Below are 16,559 nucleotides of genomic sequence, written 5' to 3' on the forward strand. Positions count from 1 at the left end.
CGCGGCGATTTTACCATCTATAATCTGCACATCTGTAGTTATGTAACTACCTGTAACGCTAATTAAAGAGTTTTTGATTGTAAAATTCATGATTTTAGCTTTAATTAAGTAATTGATCTATTAGCCGAATTTCAAGCTACAAGTTAAACAACGATATTGAAAAAGGGTGAGTAAAACCCACCCTGAGTATTATACCAGAAAAATAAAATATCCTTACTGCCAAACGTAGATAAGTAGAAATAAAACAATCCAGATAACATCAACAAAGTGCCAAAACAAAGAAGTGGCATTTATGCCAAAATGGCCGCTATCAAAATTACCAGGAATGAAAGAACGCAACAAGACAATTAACTGTAACAGAATACCCGTAAAAACGTGCAAACCGTGAAAACCAGTTAATAGATAAAACATTCCTCCAAACGTACCAGAAGTAAAGCCAAATTCTAATTGACTCCATTCCACAGCTTGTCCAAAAAGGAAATAACCACCCATAGCCATTGTTAAAAACAACAACAGCCGATAAGTCTTTAAATCATGTCTTTCTAGGGCTTTTTCTGCAAAGAAAATCACAAAACTACTAGCAACCAAAACCACAGTATTAATGCTAGGTTCTTTTACTTCCAAACCAGAAACACCAGGTGGCAACCAATTAACAGCAGAAGTTTTGTAGATAATATAGCCAGCAAAGAAACTTAAGAAAATAACACTTTCCGATAACAGAAAAACAATAAAACCAAACATTTTACTGCCTTCTTCATCATGTCCATGCTCATGACTAACATGATCTAAATCATCAGGAGAAACAGAACTATCCATTGTTAAAAAACTCCAAAACCAGGAAACTAGTAATTAAGAAAAAAGTAACGAGAAAAACTATAGCGATTCTAAATAAGACGTAAAAAATTCTCTTCCTTCTCTTCCTCTGCGCCCTCTGCGTCTCTGCGGTTCGTTAAAAAATCAAATTTACACATCAAATAGAATCGCTATATTACCCATTACTCATGTTCAGAAGATGCCATTAATTCAGACTTACCATAACCATAAGGCTCACAAGTAACAATCGGAATTTCTTCAAAATTCTCAACAGGAGGAGGAGAAGAAACAGTCCATTCCAAACCAATTGCTCTCCAAGGATTAGCAGAAGCTTTTTCTCCATCCATCCAAGAAATCAACATATTGAAGATGAAAGGAAGAGTAGACATTCCTAACAGAAAAGAACCCAAACTAGCAACAATATTCCAACCAATTAATTCAGGTGCGTAGGAAGCAGCACGGCGTAACATCCCTTGCAAACCTAAAGGGTGCATGGGTAAGAAATTCAAATTTGTGCCGATAAATGCTAACCAAAAATGGATTTTGCCCCAACCTTCGTGGAACATTCTCCCCGTCATTTTGGGAAACCAATGATAGATAGCTGCATACATTCCCATAGTTACAGTTCCATAGAGAACATAATGGAAATGACCAACAACAAAATAGGTATTGTTAACATGAACATCCACTGGAACAGAAGAAAGCATAATTCCTGTAATCCCAGCAAATACAAACATTACCAAACCACCCAAAGCAAATAACATTGGTGTAGTTAAGCGAATTTTCCCGCCCCAAATAGTTGCCACCCAAGCAAATACCTTAATCCCTGTGGGAATAGATACAAACATGGTTGTCACCATGAAAAACAACCGTAGCCAACCAGGAGTACCACTCACATACATATGGTGTACCCAAACAATGCCGCTAACTACAGCAATTAACATCGAAGAAACAGCAACGACTTTGTAACCAAATAAAGGTTTGCGGGAATAAACGGGAAAGATTTCCGAGAAAATCCCGAAGATAGGCAAAATGATGACATATACCGCAGGGTGAGAATAGAACCAGAAATAATGCTGGAACATCACCGGATTTCCGCCTTTAGTAGGATCAAAAAAGGCAGTTCCCACTGTAATATCAAGAAGTAACATTACAGCCCCGGCTGTTAAAGCTGGCAGTCCAAATAATTGGATAATTTGAGCGCTAAATACTGCCCAAACAAAGAGAGGCATTCTAAAGAAACCCATTCCCGGCGCTCGCATTTTCACAATGGTGGTGACAAAATTCACCGCACCCATAATGGAAGAGACACCGGAAATAGCCACCGCTAATAACCACAGAACTTGACCGTTAATCAAGTTGCCCGTGGGGTTTTGGGTACTGACGGGGGGATATGCCCACCAACCAGATTGAGCAGGGCCACCGGGGACAAAGAAGCTGGACATGAGGAGAATACCCACCACAGGAACCATCCAAAAAGCGACAGCGTTCAAGCGGGGGAATGCCATATCTCGCGCCCCAATCATCAAGGGAACGAGGTAATTAGCCATACCAACAAGAGAGGGAAATGTCCACAGAAACAGCATGACTGTTCCGTGCATGGTGAACATTCCGTTGTAGACTGTGCGGTCTATTAAATCAGCTTCAGGGGTAATGAGTTCTCCCCGCAAAATCATGGCGAAGATACCGCCAACGAGGAAGAAGATAAAGGAGGTAACGAGGTATTGAATCCCGATAACTTTATGGTCTGTACTAAAGCTGAAGTATGTTCTCCAGGTTTGGGGCGGTTCGTGGTGATGTGATTCACCAGCAACATGAATGGGGATATTAGTCATTTGTCAGTTGTTAGTTGTCAGTGGTCATGAAAATAACGAAGTTAACCTGGGAAATTGACTAATGGTGGTGCAGCAGGTTCAACGGTTTTCCAACCGCTATCAATGCCGTTTTCTACTTTGAGGGCATATTCGGAAGCCGCTTGGTTAGGGGCTGGGCTGGGTGTTTGACTGGCAGCTTTGCTTAACCACTGCTGATAGTTGCTAGGTGATTCCACAATGACTTTGGCTCGCATGGTGGCAAAGTATGTACCGCTATACTGAGAGTCGGTTAAATCATACGCACCGGGGCGAATGGGAGTAAATTCAAAGTCCAGGTCGTTACCAGGAATAATGTCTTGTTTGAGGCGGAAAGCGGGGATAAAAAAGCCGTGAAGTACATCTTCCGAATGCAGATTTAGACGGACACGGCGATCGCTCGGTAAATGCAATTCTGTACTGGTAACATTGCTTTGGGGGTAATGAAACACCCAAGCCCACTGTTTAGCGGATACATCAATATGTTCTACATCCTCAGCTACTGCGGCTTCTGAAGCCTCATCTGGCGCAGCTTCAGCAGTTTCCATCTTCATCGGATTATGTAAGTGGATCTGGTGAGATGGTCCCTGGATACCCATTTCTTCGTAAACTTGGTAACTATAACCCGCAATCCACAACACCAACATAATTGGGATTGCTGTCCAAATTACTTCTAAAGTCACATTACCTTCAATGTGAGGCCCATCACCTAAATCTGTAGCTTTTGCCCGATGGAAACAAATAGAATAGAAAAGAGTAGCAGTTACTCCCAGGAAAATTAAAGATCCTAATGTTACCAAAAAGCTAAATAAATCATCAATCAGATGAGATTCAGCAGCCCCTTGGGGAGGAAGCCAAGAATAAGCCTGTTTACCAATCCAAAGACTAGTAAGAGTTACCGCAACTGCCCCAGTAACTATGGTCAAAAAGTTGAGAAAGTGCCGAATTTTCATAATGGTCAGTTGTTAGTTGTCAGTGGTCAGTGGTCAGTGGTCATTTGTTAATGGTCAGTTGTGAATTGTTAGACAAGAATTTTTACACCAATCACCAATCACCAATTACCAATTACCAATTACCAATCACCAATTACCCATTACCTATTACCAAAGATTTGATTGATGTCTTGTCCTGCTCGTAGTAATTTATCGGCTGTATTGTGAACACCAAAATCTGCTGCCAGGTGCGCTCCTAATGTTCCATGAAAATACATCAGCAACATAATAATTACACCGACAACCAGATAAGAAATTTGCACTTCTCTCTCTTCATGTTTGCCGATAACGTAACGTTGCCAACCTCGCCAAAAGGTCATGCCAACCATCATCGCTAATAGTAATACACCACCCACACCATGCCACATCATTGTGGGCATTGCCAGCATTCCCCAAGGACTTTTGATATCTGCTGGTGGGGCTGCTAATAACATTTCATAAAAACCTGCACCAACCGTGAAAAATGTAATCACAGATGCAGCAAAAATGTTGTACCAACCGACATCAAATAATTGAGAACGTTCAACCTTAATTCCCAAAAAATTGAATAGCCATTTTTCCAAAGGGAAGAACACACCTAAAATATCAAAGATAATGGCAATGATGAATAAACCTAATGTGAGGTGTACCAAATTAGGATGAATCGGAATGGCATAAGGTAAACCATTTGCACCCATTTGGTGACTAATTTGGTCTAATAATTCTGAGTTCATGGCAAGATTCCATCCTTTACCGCTTCCACAACAGGTACGGTATGTAAGCCATACACCCATACCAGTTCATCACCAAGATATACTTGAAAACCAACCAAGGCTGTTAATAAAACTGCCACAGCTATATAATGAAAAGGGAGTTTTTTCGGATTACGACTCCGCAAAACATAACGCCAAGCAGTAATAGCGGCAATAATACCTGAAAGTGACCAACCGATGAGAGTATGAATATTTAAAACTGATTTAGCGAGTTCGTAGGGTTTTGCTAAACCAGCCTCAAATTGACCAAAAATAATTGCCACAAAAATAGCTACAGTGGCAATACACATATTCCACCAACTCACCTCAAACAAAGTAGTTTTACCAGTTACATAACCAGCGAAATCACAAAAAACAGAAAATAGCACCATCGCAATTACAAAGTGAACCACGATAGGATGTAAAGGATCTGGATATGGTAAATTATGCTCATTCAATGAAGTGAAAAAATCCAGCATTAAATTCTCCTAGACTGATTTACTACTCCTTAGCCAAACTTAAATAATTGCTAGATACTCACTCACTGATACCAAAAAGTTATTTGATAAATCTGGTGTGAGTTTGCTGCAATGTATAACCGTCAAGTGATTTCTTCATAGTCACAACAGTAATTATGGATGTAGCTAAACTAAATCACTGTGAGAGGTTGAATTTACTAGACGTAAATTTTTATGAATTGTCAAAAAAACTAAAAGCAGAACTTCTAGAATTAACGAGAGAGCCAAAAGCAGATTTTGATCTTGGCTCTATTACAATATTTTTAAATCAAAACCAAATATTTTTATGTTTATTGATGTACAATAAAAAATTATCACTTTGTGATTTAAAAAACCGAAATATATAGTTTTTATAGTAGGTAGGATGAAAATGAAGCTGGATAGAATAATATTTTAAGAATAATTGAACGCAGATAAACGCAGATAAACGCAGATAAAGAGGGATGAATTAATGAATTTTATGATTCTGTGCAACATTTTTTCTTTGCGTCTTTGCTCCTTAGCGCCTCTGCGCGAAACAAAAATATATTTCACTTACCTGATATCTGCATTCATACCCACCAAATCCCCAAATCCCTAATTAACCTTGATAGGGGTTATCGAGTCTATCCACAGAAACATTAACCGACAATGGTAAACGACCGGGATTTAACCGGGGTTCAGCCGCATAACCTACAGGTACTAAAACAGCAATAGCGATATCAGGATCATTCTCAGCCCCAATTATAGCTTTTACCTGTTCTTCAATCCAACCATTCATAAAGCAGGTGGATAAACCCAAGCTTTCAGCTGCTAATACTAAATTTGTAGCAGCTATCATGGCATCTTTAATGGCGTATTCCCGGCGCTTGTCTCCTAACTTTTCTTGAAATTGGGGAATTGCATTTCTAAAATAATTCACAGTTCCCTCATTCCAAGCCCCAGTGGCTGCACCTTGCTCTAAAATGGGTGTGATATCTTTTTCTCCCGCAGCAGCGTCAGCAGCAAAAACAAAGGTAACAGGCGCTTGGATAATTTGCTTTTGATTCCAAGAAGCAGCACATAACGCTGCTTTTTGAGCTTCGTCTTGAACTAAAACGATTCTCCACGATTGGACGTTAAAACTACTGGGTGCAGCTACGGTTAATTCTACCAGTTGCTTGAGCAATTCTGGGGAGATGGGGTCTGGTTTGAAGGTTTTGATGGAACGACGTTGTACTATGGCGCTGGGTACGTCTAATGCTGGGATTTGGGTGTTTGCAGTCACGCTATTCTCCTCTGTTTTATCCTATCCGCTTAGGGTAACGCTTTTTTGTACGCAGTTCGTTGGTTATTGATTAATTTTTTTTCTCACGCAGAGGCGCGGAGGCACGGAGGAGGTAAATACGGAGTTTTAATCCTTTGTAGGGAGATTTATTACAGAAATTCCCAGTGTTTTTAACTATGATTTTGCAGCAATATACTTGTCTAAGGTAGCAGATAATGTAGTTTTAGGAACAGCACCAACAACTGTTTTGACTTGTCGTCCCCCTTTAAACACCATCAATGTAGGAATACTGCGAATTCCGTAATGACTAGCAACGGTGGGATTTTGATCAGTATTCAGTTTTACTACTTTTATCTGTCCTTCGTATTCCGCAGCTACTTCTTCCACTACAGGAGTCAGCATTTTACAAGGACCACACCAAGGGGCCCAAAAATCAACTAAAACCGGAGTTGTACTTTCTAATACTTCTTGCTTAAATGTGGCTTCGGTGACATTGGTAATTGATGACATAAATTGTCTGCCTAGATTTAAAGTCAATAATTCAATAATATCTAATCAATAGGCGTGAAAATATGTTGATAAGTTTAATTTTGCTAAGTTTCTTGAATTGTTAATTTTGTCCTGCGGTATCAGAATTTTGATCAGCACCACAATGATGACAATAAGGTAATTCTTTATAAGTCAAATTATGACAGTTATGGCATTCAACATATTGATAATAACCGCAGTGGGGACAGTGGCTATCTTGAGGACGAATTTTTTTAGCACACCGAATACATTGTGATTTTTGAATTCTGTTAACTGCTTGAATTTTAGGATTAAATACAACGGTTTGAAAGAATTTAATTATGCCAAAACCAACTAAAGGAATTAGCAGAATATAAGCGTAACTAATTAGGAAAATTAATCCACCAAACAGGGAACTAATAACATCAAATAAGAATTGAAATATTATACCAATTTGCAGAAATTCAAATATTTTCAGAATTAACGGAATTAAAAATATAACTAATAAATGCCAGCTAATTAATGCTATTAATCCATATCCTCTGCGCTGGCTGAAGTTATTAACTAATAAGGCAATGAGAATTAACGGGAGTAAAAAGATAGCCTGAAATACTAATTGAATGCTGGGATACCAAAATGATGCGTCTTTATAACCTTTTTCAACTTGATTAAATTTAGTTTCCTCTTTGAGAAAAGACAGAAAATTAATACTTTCAGGTTTTGTCAGCAGTTGATTTTGCAGGTTAGCAATTTCCTGTTTCAATGTGGAAATCTTCTCGCTATTTTGTGCTAATTCCTGTTTAGCTTTTTCTGCGCGAACCTGATTAATGGAATTACCTGAAGACTGACCAGCAATTTTTTCTAATAAGCTTGAATCATATTGTTGACGAATAGTATTATTTGCTTGTTCAAGACGACTAATTTTATCCTGGGTCTGATTTATTGTGGTGAGAATTTTCTGATTTTGCGGATTATTCAGTTTATCTTTAGATTCACCGTAGTTTAAACATATTTCGGAAACTTTACCTAAATGTCCAGCTTCTGCATCTTGATATCCTTGTCTAATTCTTTGCTCATTGCTACCGTAAGGTAACGAACTCCTGAGAAATTCATAATCTTTATTTTTGGTAGTTTGGGTTTTGTAATTATCCCATTCCGAATAACATGGATAAGCTTGATTCGGGCTAAGATGCCATTCACTAATATTATTTAAACCTGTAAAAACATTAATTAAAATAAAAATATCAACTAAAATAATGACAACTAAACTCACTTTATTTAGTGGTTCGTTATTGACGGTTCGAGAGTTATTAAAAAACCGACTTGAAAGCCGACGGATTCGAGTAAACATATAAACAGGATTCCGAATAGTTACGACTGAAATTAATTTACCATTTTCCTATGACTTTAGTGTTTTTTTTGTTAAGTTTTATATCGTTATTAAGTAGTTAGTTCTATTTTTTGTGGGTAAGTTAAATATTTTTTTCTCACGCAAAGACGCAGAGGCGCAAAGGAAGAGAGAAGGAGATAATGGAACCGACGGATTTAGATCCCCGACTTCTTTGAATGATCTTCATTATTTACAAAAAATTTAATTCAGAAGTCGGGGATCTTTCTTAACTGGCTTAACTTATATTCATTATTTGTTAATTTCAACGTTAGGATTAATCTTGATAGCCTGAGTGTAATCTTCTATTGCACCCTGCTTATCTCCTAAATAATAACGGGCTATTGCTCTGTCAAAATAAGCATCTTCATTATTTGGTTTCAGTTGCAATACTTGAGTATAATAATCAAAAGCACCTTGATCATCTTTTTTCTCAAGACACTCATTACCCAAACGGATATATTCGTCAACTTCAGAAGATGTCAAACTTTCTAAATAGCTGCGTAAACCCCCAGAATAAAGCAATTTATCTATTCCTATAGCATCAGTAGAGGTAATCATATTAGTTGGTAAAAATCCCGCCAAAATTAGATTGTATTCAGCCTGAGCCTCGCTGACTTCCTCTTGAATTAAAATACAAACTAGAACAGCATTTTTTTCAATTTCTTCTCGACTAATTGACCATTTAATTTCATCAAAATTGCCATTCCGGGCTTTAACCTGAATACCAACTGATGAATCAGAAGTTAAGGTAAAATCAACTTTTCCATCACCACCAACGCGCTTTTCATAGTCAACTTCTGTGACAAAATCAGCTAAACGGGATTTTACAACTTCCTCACCCAACTTCCCCTTCATGTTATTAATAAAGTAATTTTTGGGGTCGGTTGGTTTATATTTTTTCACCATCTCCCAGCAAAAATCCCGTAATTGGTCTAACCTTTGACCAGAAATGATAGTTAATTCACTATGCTGGCCTTTTTCGTCACAATGGAGTAATTTAGCAGATTTAAGTCTTTGAATAAAATCAGTCTGTTGTGCCTTGAGTGGTGTTGTCCAGTCCATATTGGTTTAAATTTGCTCTACTGTGACAAGGTATATAATTTCATTATTCCCCATCAAGAGGCAAAAATTCCATCTCTCAAACTCTTCCTTTGCGCCTGGAGCGTCTCTGCGTGAGACCATTGGTGTCAACTTAACGTAAAACCCATAGCCCGCCTGGGAATTAATTCCCAGTCTAATAGCAAAAGTCATCTGAAGATGACTAAGAATTGTCTAAATCCTCAGTTTACTTTAGTAAACTTTAGCTATTAGCCCGGAAATTCATTTCTGGGCGGGTGTGGAAGCCAAACAAATAAGGTAACTAATGGCGCGAAACAAATTCCTACTTTGATTCCTGCGCTTCCGTAGGCTGGGTAATAGCTTGACAATACCCAATCAGAGTATTAATGCGTTCCTCAATAGTTTTCAACCTAGTTTGTGATGTTGTTAATTGCTTTGCCCCTTGGAGAAACATCATATCTACTTCCAAGAGTCGTAACTGCTTATTTATTTCCGTTTTATAGGATTGCTCCCGCGAATTAGCATCAACCAAAGGCACAATTTGCTGGATAAAAAATCCCTGCAACTGGGCTAAATTCTGCTTTAATTTCTGTAAATTAAGTTTACCTGCCGTTACATTAGCTCGAAACTCATCTAGAAATGTTGCCAATTCCTGATATTTATCACAATTAAAAGACATCTGTTGCTAGTTAAGATAGTATTAATGTCAAGAAAATTTTCTTATATCCCCAAACTTTCCCTTCTTCCTGTTCAAAACCACAAGTCTCAAATCTTACTTTGAGGCTTGATTTGCCGTCAATAGGTTTTTTATTATGTTTGAACAAAACCTGCAATGGATGATGATTATAAGCCATTAGGGCATCATCTCTAAGCCTTTAGTCCACAGCATCTATTTTATAGGCGTGCTGTCTATTCTGCTTTTCTCCCAACCTATCCACAAATTACCTTTTTAATTTTATGAGTAGTGTAGCTGTCAAACCCCCTGTTGATGTTGTTCTCCCAGACTGGCTTAACAAATGTTTAATCGAACCACCAGCACCGATACTTACGGAGGAAGAAGACCGAACGTATAACGGTAATGCCTTAATTTGTCGGGCTTTTCAGTTTGCATACGAACTGCATGGGGGTCAAATTCGGAAATCAGGAGAACCGTATATTGCCCATCCTGTTGCTGTAGCGGAAATACTCCGTGAATTAGGTGGTAGTCCGGCTATGATAGCAGCCGGTTTACTCCATGATGTAGTTGAAGATACAGAAGTTACAAGTGAAGATATAGAAGCCCGGTTTGGACCAGAAGTGCGGCTATTGGTAGAAGGTGTTACCAAACTGTCGAAAATAAATTTTACTAGCAAAACCGAAAGTCAAGCGGAAAATTTCCGGCGAATGTTTTTGGCTATGGCGCAAGATATTCGCGTAATTGTGGTAAAACTGGCAGACCGTTTGCATAATATGCGAACCCTTCAATATATGTCCGAAGCTAGTCGTCAACGCAGCGCCCAGGAAACACGAGATATTTTCGCACCTTTGGCGAATCGCTTAGGGATTTGGCAAATTAAATGGGAGTTAGAAGATTTAGCATTTAAATATTTAGAACCAGAAGCTTATCGAGAAACTCAGCAATGTGTCGCGGAAAAACGCACGGCACGGGAAGAAAAATTACTCAAAGCTACGGATACTTTGCGCCGTCGGTTACTCAAAGCTGGTGTTAATTGTCTGGAAATTAGTGGTCGTCCTAAACACCTTTATAGCATTTATCAAAAAATGCAGCGGCAGCAAAAGGAATTTCATGAAATTTACGATTTGGCAGCACTGCGAATTATTGTTCAAACCAATGAAGAATGTTATCGGGCTTTGGCAGTGGTTCATGATTCTTTTCGTCCCATTCCTGGTAGATTTAAAGATTACATTGGCTTGCCTAAACCAAACCATTATCAGTCTTTGCATACCGGAGTAATTGGCTTGACTGGCCGCCCGTTGGAAGTACAAATTCGGACTTTGGAAATGCACCATATCGCGGAATATGGTATTGCTGCCCATTGGAAGTATAAGGAAACTGGGGGTTCTGAAAATACTCCTGTGACCAGCACTGATGAAAAATTTACTTGGTTACGGCAGTTGCTAGATTGGCAAAGTGATTTAAAGGATGCTCAGGAATACTTAGATAGTGTTAAAGACAATCTATTTGAAGATGACGTTTATGTCTTCACCCCAAAGGGGGATGTTGTTCCTTTAAGTCCCGGTTCTACAAGTATAGATTTTGCCTACCGGATTCATACGGAAGTGGGAAACCACTGTGCGGGGGCGCGAGTCAATGGGCGAATTGTGCCTTTGTCAACACGACTGCATAATGGCGATATTGTAGATATTATTACCCAAAAGAATAGTCATCCTAGTTTGGACTGGTTAAATTTTGTTAGCACTTCGGCTGCGAAGTATAGAATTAAACAGTGGTACAAGCGATCGCGCCGGGAAGAAAATGTTGCTAGGGGACGGGATTTATTAGAGAAGGAATTGGGGAAAACTGGTTTTGAGAATTTGCTCAAATCAGACGCTATGCAAACTGTGGCGGAAAAATGTAATTATCACAGTGTGGAAGATTTACTCGCCGGTTTGGGTTATGGGGAAATTACCTCAAACTTAGCACTGAACCGGTGGCGGGAAATTGTCAAAGCTAGACAACCTGTAAGTGATGTTGTTCCATTTATTCCCAAAGAACCAACGCCAAAAACTTCACGGGATATGTTAACCACTAGTTCCCGTGCTAGTGATTCCCCAATTATTGGTATGGAGGGTTTGGTTCATCATATCGCTGGCTGTTGTACTCCCATTCCTGGGGAAGCGATTGTGGGTGTAGTGACGCGAGGAAGGGGAATTTCTATTCATCGCCAAGGCTGTCATAATGTAGATCCTGTTGAGTATGAGCGTTTAGTCCCAGTCCGCTGGAATTTAGCTATGGAAAACCGCAGTCGTACTCATACTTATCCTATTAATATACAAATTGAGGCTATGGATAGGGTGGGAGTATTAAAAGATGTTTTGTCACGTTTGAGTGACCAGGGGATCAATGTCCGTCATGCTCAAGTGAAAACTTCTTTGGGACAACCCGCTTTGATGAATTTGGGTATTGATGTCCGCGATTGTTCTCAGTTGGAACATTTATTTGTGCAACTTAAGAAAATGAGTGATATTCTCAATATTCGTCGGGTTTGTGAGGTTGAGGACTGCGGTTAGTGGGGTTTACAGCTATTTTCATGGTCTCACGCAAAGGCGCAAAGGCGCAAAGGAAGAAAATATATGAAAATGGCTGTAATTTAAAGGTTTTAGACGATTTCATTTAAGGTTTGCAGAAGTTGATCAATTTCTGCGGCTGTGTTGTAGTGGGCTAGTCCTATGCGTAATAAGCCACCTGATGTTTCTACGTCTAGTTTTTCGGTGAGGTTAACTGCGTAGAAGTTGCCGTACCAAGCAAATATTCCCTGTTCTCCTAATATTTTGGCGATTGTTTCTGGTGTTTTTCCTTCTATGCGAATAGAGACGGTTGGTGTCCGCCATGTAAATTGGCTGGGTTCGGTAATACCATAAAGGCTTAAACCGGGGATTTTTAATAATCCGGAAATTAGCTTTTTGCTTAATTCTCTTTCATATTGTTGAATGGCTGACATTGCTGCTATTAAAGCTGCTCGCCGACTATGATAAGCTGATACTAATTCATGATTCTCTTGTTCTGGTGCAGTCAAAAATCGAGGACAATGGAAGGTAGTTAAACCTTCTCTGTCGGCTTCTATTAAGGAGGAAAGTAATTCATTGTCTAGAGTTGGGGAAACATGACAACCTAATTTTGTTAAATAATTAATTGCTGCTACTAATCCGGCTAAACCTTCATGATTTAATGTTCCTGTTTCCCATCTGGAAGGGACTTCTTCTGATGCGGGTTTAACTTTATAGGGGGAAAATTTGCTTAAATGTTCTCTTTTTCCGTAGAGGATTCCTAAATGGGGGGCAAAGAATTTATAGGCGGAACAGGCGAGAAAATCACAGTCTAAATGATGAACATTTATCGGTGCATGGGGGGCATAATGAACGGCATCAACATATACTAAAGCCCCGAATTTATGGGCGAGTTTGACTATTTTAGCAATATCATTAATTGTGCCAACGGCGTTGGAAGCGTAAGTTACTGCTACTAGTTTGGTGCGGGAATTTATCTTTTTTTCTAAATCGTTTAAATCTAAAGTACAGTCGGCGATATTAATATCAACAGTCCGAATAATGACACCTTTTTCTTCTAAAGCATACCAGGGAGAAATGTTGGCAGCATGGTCTAAGTCTGTAACAATTATTTCATCACCTGGTTGTAGTTCTCTACCAATAGCGCGACTCACGGAGAAGGTGAGGGTGGTCATATTTGCGCCAAATACTACTTCATCATTATCGCATCCTAGGAAATCAGCGATCGCCGACCTGGCAGAAATAATCAAGGCATCGGTTCGCATACTGGTAGTAAAAGCACCGTGAGCATTGGCATTTGATCTAACTAAATAATCACTAATTGCGTCTAATACTCCACCGGGTACTTGTGTGCCACCGGGTCCATCAAAGAAAATTGCTGGTTTTCCGTTGATTGTTTGTGTGAGTGCGGGAAACTGGGAACGAATCCATTTTATGTCTAAAGATTCCATGATTTTTCCTCTTTTTTATGATTTTTGTTTCGCGCAGAGACGCTAAGGAGCAAAGACGCAAAGGAAATACAATAACTCATATTCTAGTCTAAGATTCAATTTTGTTGTCTAGGAAAAGCAACATTATTTAAAAGGTTAATAGGGTTGATATTTTTTAGTAATTGCATTTGTTGTTGATTTTTAACTAATAATGCCCCCGCAAATCCTAGTGAGTTGACAGAAATTTTCTCAAATTCTTCTTGTTTGCGGGGGATAATTAACATCCATTCTCGCGTAAATAAAAGATTATATGCTCCTGATTGCATATTATTTTCTAGAGGTTTGATTCCCACAGTTCGCAATAAAGTATGATATTTTTCTAAGGTTACTTCTGCACTTTCTCCCATTTTAAGAGTAGTGAAAGCGTGTAAAAAGGGAAATTCTGGAATAGTTCCCAGATCATTTTCTAATTTTGCTGTTTTCAAAAGTGGTGAAATGGGAATATCTGTTTCTGTAAAAGGAACAATTTGCAAATGTTTATGTGGTTGACTCGCACCGGCAAGTTTACCACCATTATAAAATACTAACCCATTAAATTCTGCTAAACAAGCCCATACTGCTGTTAAGTCTTCTAGGGTAAGTAGGCTTTCCTGTGGTTCAAAAGCGCGGGTGATTATTAATAAGTGATAATCAACAACATTGAATTTATTTAAAATACAAACATGAGTATTAGAGATATCTGTGACAAATAAATCTTCTTCGTAGGGTAAAAAAGGATTAAATTCTTTACCAGTTTTAGTAGCCTCTTGATCTTTTTTAGCCTTATCAGCGTTTTTGCGGTTGATATTTTCTAAAATTCTGATAACAAACTTGATTCCATCTTTTTCAAAAATTTCCAACTCTGTGGGAATAGATTTTAAAGCTCCAGATTTTAAAGCGAGTTCGGTGGTTTTTTTAAGACTTGTCCATAATGTGCCGGGTTTCAGTCGAATTTCTTGCTGGTGCATATTTTATAGGAGATAACTAACAATTTTATATCATAAATTGGTTGGGTAAAATTAATAATTTTTGGTAATATTGGATTTCTATATAGTATAATTGAAATCAGCAAATTATCACCATTCAAGAGGTGAATCATGGTTCAAACCTTAACCAAATCAGTCAGCTTTGAGGAGTTTATCCAATCCTATCCAGAAACAGGAACACGTTATGAATTACACAATGGAGAAATTGTAGAAATGAACCCACCAGGAGGAGATCATGAAGAAATTATCGGATTTTTATTGGAGGAAATAGTTACAGAATATAAAAAACTTAAACTTCCTTATTTTATCCCCAAAACAGCTTTAATTAAAACACCTAATAGTTTATCAGCTTATGCACCTGATTTATTATTATTGAATAGAAATAACTTACCTAATGAACCTTTGTGGAAAAAAGAGTCAACTATTACTCAAGCTGCTTCAGTTCCTTTAGTGATAGAAATTGTTAGCAGTAATTGGCAAACAGATTATACTCATAAAACCAACGATTATGAATCAATGGGTATTTCTGAATATTGGATAGTTGATTATGGTGCTTTCGGTGGTAAAAGATTTATTGGTAATCCTAAACAACCGACTATTTCTATTTATTCTTTAGTTGATGATGAATACATAGTTAATCAATTTAGAGGTAATGATTTAATTATATCGCCATTATTTCCAGAACTCAAATTAACACTTTCACAAATTTTACAAAATATATAAATACTGTAAGCGTCAGATACCCGACTTGTTTAAGAAGCCGGGTATCTGATCTGATCTAAGAACAATATAAAGTATCTCTTGTATCCCTTTTTGTCACGGGATTAGTACCTTTTGCCAACTTACATAGTTTCTTTTGTTCATCTTGACGCAGTAGTACATCGGTAAAATCTGCACCATCTATTATAGCACCATCAAATCTGGCGTTAGCGGCAAATGCTCCTTCTAATATGGCGTTGGTTAAGTCGGCTTTAATCAATCGCGCTGAATCTAATGTAGTATTAGTTAGGTTTGCTCCCTGTAAATTTGCTGATTCTAAATTGGCGGCGAAGAAACTCACACCACTTAAATTAGAGTTACTAAAATTACTGTAACGAAGATTTGATTTAGTAAAACTGGAGTCTGTTAAATCACGTCCAGAAAAATCAGCACTGATCAGAATTTCTTTGTTATATTCCAGTGCTACAGCAGTAGGGACAAAACTTGCTAAAGCTGTGGTGGAAATGATTGCCCAAAGTAATAAACTGAGTATGCTTATCCAATTGCGATGTTTAGTATTCATGGTATTGTTAATTAATGGCTAATCCTTCTCCATTTAATTATGCAGATATTGGTAACATAGGTGAAGACCTGGTAGCCAAATGGTTACAATCTACAGGTTGGGAAGTTTTGCAGCGGCACTTTTGGTGTCGTTGGGGAGAAATTGATATTATCGCTCAATATCAAGACACAATGCTGGCATTTGTTGAAGTGAAAACCCGCAGTTCTGGTAATTGGGATGAAGGGGGAAAAAATGCCATTACTCCCCAAAAACAAGCAAAAATTTGGCGGACGGCGGAAATATTTTTAGCTGAATATCCACAAAAAGCTGATTATGCTTGTCGCTTTGATGTAGCACTGGTTCACTATCAACCAGAAACTAGAAAAATTATTGGGGACAAATTTTTAGAGCGTTTATCTATATCTGGATATGAGTTTAAACTGCAACAATACATTGAGGCAGCTTTTGATAAGTAATAACTGCTATGGCGAAATTATTTTTACTTTGCG

The 16,559-nt window shown here is 38.2% G+C and carries 18 protein-coding genes; 4 read left to right on the top strand and 14 right to left on the bottom strand.

What is annotated here, in order from left to right; all coding sequences use genetic code 11:
- Positions 1-213: 213 nt before the first annotated feature.
- The 5 genes from FJR08_RS18845 to FJR08_RS18865 all read right to left on the bottom strand — a co-directional run bounded on the left by FJR08_RS18845 (position 214) and on the right by FJR08_RS18865 (position 4,865).
- Positions 214-816, bottom strand: a complete 603-nt coding sequence (locus tag FJR08_RS18845) for a heme-copper oxidase subunit III (protein ID WP_015083633.1) — start codon at positions 814-816, stop codon at positions 214-216.
- A gap of 179 nt (positions 817-995) precedes the next feature.
- Positions 996-2,648: a cytochrome c oxidase subunit I gene (gene ctaD / locus FJR08_RS18850; protein WP_168634192.1), complete on the bottom strand. Its 1,653-nt coding sequence runs from the start codon at positions 2,646-2,648 to the stop codon at positions 996-998.
- A 41-nt stretch (positions 2,649-2,689) separates the two neighbouring features.
- A complete protein-coding gene (locus FJR08_RS18855) occupies positions 2,690-3,616 on the bottom strand; it encodes a cytochrome c oxidase subunit II (protein ID WP_168634193.1) in 927 nt (308 codons plus the stop codon).
- A gap of 140 nt (positions 3,617-3,756) precedes the next feature.
- A complete protein-coding gene (locus FJR08_RS18860) occupies positions 3,757-4,368 on the bottom strand; it encodes a DUF2231 domain-containing protein (protein WP_015083636.1) in 612 nt (203 codons plus the stop codon).
- Positions 4,365-4,865, bottom strand: a complete 501-nt coding sequence (locus FJR08_RS18865) for a DUF2231 domain-containing protein (RefSeq protein ID WP_168634194.1) — start codon at positions 4,863-4,865, stop codon at positions 4,365-4,367. Before FJR08_RS18865 ends, FJR08_RS18860 begins: the two co-directional genes overlap by 4 nt.
- 155 nt (positions 4,866-5,020) lie before the next feature.
- On the opposite strand from FJR08_RS18865, the gene FJR08_RS18870 reads away from it, so the two are divergent.
- Entirely contained in the window at positions 5,021-5,251 is a 231-nt protein-coding gene (locus tag FJR08_RS18870) for a hypothetical protein (protein ID WP_041458608.1), read from the top strand.
- A gap of 233 nt (positions 5,252-5,484) precedes the next feature.
- On the opposite strand, the gene FJR08_RS18875 is transcribed toward FJR08_RS18870, so the two are convergent.
- From FJR08_RS18875 to FJR08_RS18900, 6 genes are all read right to left on the bottom strand, one after another.
- Positions 5,485-6,150 (bottom strand): nitroreductase family protein, encoded by a 666-nt coding sequence (locus FJR08_RS18875; RefSeq protein ID WP_168634195.1) that lies wholly within the window; start codon positions 6,148-6,150, stop codon positions 5,485-5,487.
- Positions 6,151-6,324: 174 nt separating this feature from the next.
- Entirely contained in the window at positions 6,325-6,660 is a 336-nt protein-coding gene (trxA, locus tag FJR08_RS18880; protein WP_148761004.1) for a thioredoxin, read from the bottom strand.
- A 100-nt stretch (positions 6,661-6,760) separates the two neighbouring features.
- Positions 6,761-8,008, bottom strand: a complete 1,248-nt coding sequence (locus tag FJR08_RS18885; RefSeq protein WP_168634196.1) for a hypothetical protein — start codon at positions 8,006-8,008, stop codon at positions 6,761-6,763.
- A 288-nt stretch (positions 8,009-8,296) separates the two neighbouring features.
- Complete coding sequence (locus FJR08_RS18890) at positions 8,297-9,109, bottom strand: tetratricopeptide repeat protein (protein ID WP_168634197.1); 813 nt, start codon at positions 9,107-9,109, stop codon at positions 8,297-8,299.
- 319 nt (positions 9,110-9,428) lie between these two features.
- Positions 9,429-9,785 carry a heterocyst frequency control protein PatD gene (gene patD, locus FJR08_RS18895; RefSeq protein WP_148760998.1) on the bottom strand — a complete coding sequence of 119 codons (357 nt, stop codon included), beginning with the start codon at positions 9,783-9,785 and terminating at the stop codon, positions 9,429-9,431.
- 10 nt (positions 9,786-9,795) lie between these two features.
- Complete coding sequence (locus FJR08_RS18900; RefSeq protein WP_168204393.1) at positions 9,796-9,960, bottom strand: hypothetical protein; 165 nt, start codon at positions 9,958-9,960, stop codon at positions 9,796-9,798.
- A 103-nt stretch (positions 9,961-10,063) separates the two neighbouring features.
- On the opposite strand from FJR08_RS18900, the gene FJR08_RS18905 reads away from it, so the two are divergent.
- A complete protein-coding gene (locus FJR08_RS18905; protein ID WP_168634198.1) occupies positions 10,064-12,337 on the top strand; it encodes a bifunctional (p)ppGpp synthetase/guanosine-3',5'-bis(diphosphate) 3'-pyrophosphohydrolase in 2,274 nt (757 codons plus the stop codon).
- Positions 12,338-12,426: 89 nt separating this feature from the next.
- Here FJR08_RS18905 and FJR08_RS18910 read toward each other — a convergent pair whose 3' ends face one another.
- Both FJR08_RS18910 and FJR08_RS18915 read right to left on the bottom strand, forming a co-directional pair.
- The gene (locus FJR08_RS18910; RefSeq protein WP_174783160.1) at positions 12,427-13,785 is read right to left on the bottom strand and encodes a cysteine desulfurase-like protein; all 1,359 of its coding nucleotides are present in this window, start codon (positions 13,783-13,785) and stop codon (positions 12,427-12,429) included.
- 95 nt (positions 13,786-13,880) lie between these two features.
- Positions 13,881-14,771: a DUF4922 domain-containing protein gene (locus FJR08_RS18915; protein WP_015083645.1), complete on the bottom strand. Its 891-nt coding sequence runs from the start codon at positions 14,769-14,771 to the stop codon at positions 13,881-13,883.
- A 129-nt stretch (positions 14,772-14,900) separates the two neighbouring features.
- Between FJR08_RS18915 and FJR08_RS18920 the strand changes: the two genes are divergently transcribed.
- Positions 14,901-15,512 (top strand): Uma2 family endonuclease, encoded by a 612-nt coding sequence (locus FJR08_RS18920; protein WP_168634199.1) that lies wholly within the window; start codon positions 14,901-14,903, stop codon positions 15,510-15,512.
- Between the two features lie 55 nt (positions 15,513-15,567).
- Here the strand turns inward: FJR08_RS18920 and FJR08_RS18925 are convergent, their stop codons facing one another.
- Positions 15,568-16,071: a pentapeptide repeat-containing protein gene (locus tag FJR08_RS18925; RefSeq protein WP_168634200.1), complete on the bottom strand. Its 504-nt coding sequence runs from the start codon at positions 16,069-16,071 to the stop codon at positions 15,568-15,570.
- Positions 16,072-16,085: 14 nt separating this feature from the next.
- Between FJR08_RS18925 and FJR08_RS18930 the strand changes: the two genes are divergently transcribed.
- Positions 16,086-16,526, top strand: a complete 441-nt coding sequence (locus tag FJR08_RS18930) for a YraN family protein (protein ID WP_168634201.1) — start codon at positions 16,086-16,088, stop codon at positions 16,524-16,526.
- Positions 16,527-16,559: the final 33 nt, after the last annotated feature.

This window comes from Dolichospermum sp. UHCC 0260, from assembly GCF_009711985.1.
In the GTDB taxonomy this organism is placed as follows: domain Bacteria; phylum Cyanobacteriota; class Cyanobacteriia; order Cyanobacteriales; family Nostocaceae; genus Dolichospermum; species Dolichospermum lemmermannii.

Coding starts and splice junctions, on each gene's coding strand:
- FJR08_RS18885 (WP_168634196.1), bottom strand. CDS start 8,008: ATGTTTACTCGAATCCGTCGGCTTTCAAGTCGGTTTTTTAATAACTCT.
- FJR08_RS18860 (WP_015083636.1), bottom strand. CDS start 4,368: ATGAACTCAGAATTATTAGACCAAATTAGTCACCAAATGGGTGCAAAT.
- FJR08_RS18900 (WP_168204393.1), bottom strand. CDS start 9,960: ATGGCTTATAATCATCATCCATTGCAGGTTTTGTTCAAACATAATAAA.
- FJR08_RS18890 (WP_168634197.1), bottom strand. CDS start 9,109: ATGGACTGGACAACACCACTCAAGGCACAACAGACTGATTTTATTCAA.
- FJR08_RS18855 (WP_168634193.1), bottom strand. CDS start 3,616: ATGAAAATTCGGCACTTTCTCAACTTTTTGACCATAGTTACTGGGGCA.
- FJR08_RS18910 (WP_174783160.1), bottom strand. CDS start 13,785: ATGGAATCTTTAGACATAAAATGGATTCGTTCCCAGTTTCCCGCACTC.
- FJR08_RS18920 (WP_168634199.1), top strand. CDS start 14,901: ATGGTTCAAACCTTAACCAAATCAGTCAGCTTTGAGGAGTTTATCCAA.
- FJR08_RS18865 (WP_168634194.1), bottom strand. CDS start 4,865: ATGCTGGATTTTTTCACTTCATTGAATGAGCATAATTTACCATATCCA.
- ctaD (WP_168634192.1), bottom strand. CDS start 2,648: ATGACTAATATCCCCATTCATGTTGCTGGTGAATCACATCACCACGAA.
- FJR08_RS18915 (WP_015083645.1), bottom strand. CDS start 14,771: ATGCACCAGCAAGAAATTCGACTGAAACCCGGCACATTATGGACAAGT.
- patD (WP_148760998.1), bottom strand. CDS start 9,785: ATGTCTTTTAATTGTGATAAATATCAGGAATTGGCAACATTTCTAGAT.
- FJR08_RS18870 (WP_041458608.1), top strand. CDS start 5,021: ATGGATGTAGCTAAACTAAATCACTGTGAGAGGTTGAATTTACTAGAC.
- FJR08_RS18930 (WP_168634201.1), top strand. CDS start 16,086: ATGGCTAATCCTTCTCCATTTAATTATGCAGATATTGGTAACATAGGT.
- FJR08_RS18925 (WP_168634200.1), bottom strand. CDS start 16,071: ATGAATACTAAACATCGCAATTGGATAAGCATACTCAGTTTATTACTT.
- FJR08_RS18905 (WP_168634198.1), top strand. CDS start 10,064: ATGAGTAGTGTAGCTGTCAAACCCCCTGTTGATGTTGTTCTCCCAGAC.
- trxA (WP_148761004.1), bottom strand. CDS start 6,660: ATGTCATCAATTACCAATGTCACCGAAGCCACATTTAAGCAAGAAGTA.
- FJR08_RS18845 (WP_015083633.1), bottom strand. CDS start 816: ATGGATAGTTCTGTTTCTCCTGATGATTTAGATCATGTTAGTCATGAG.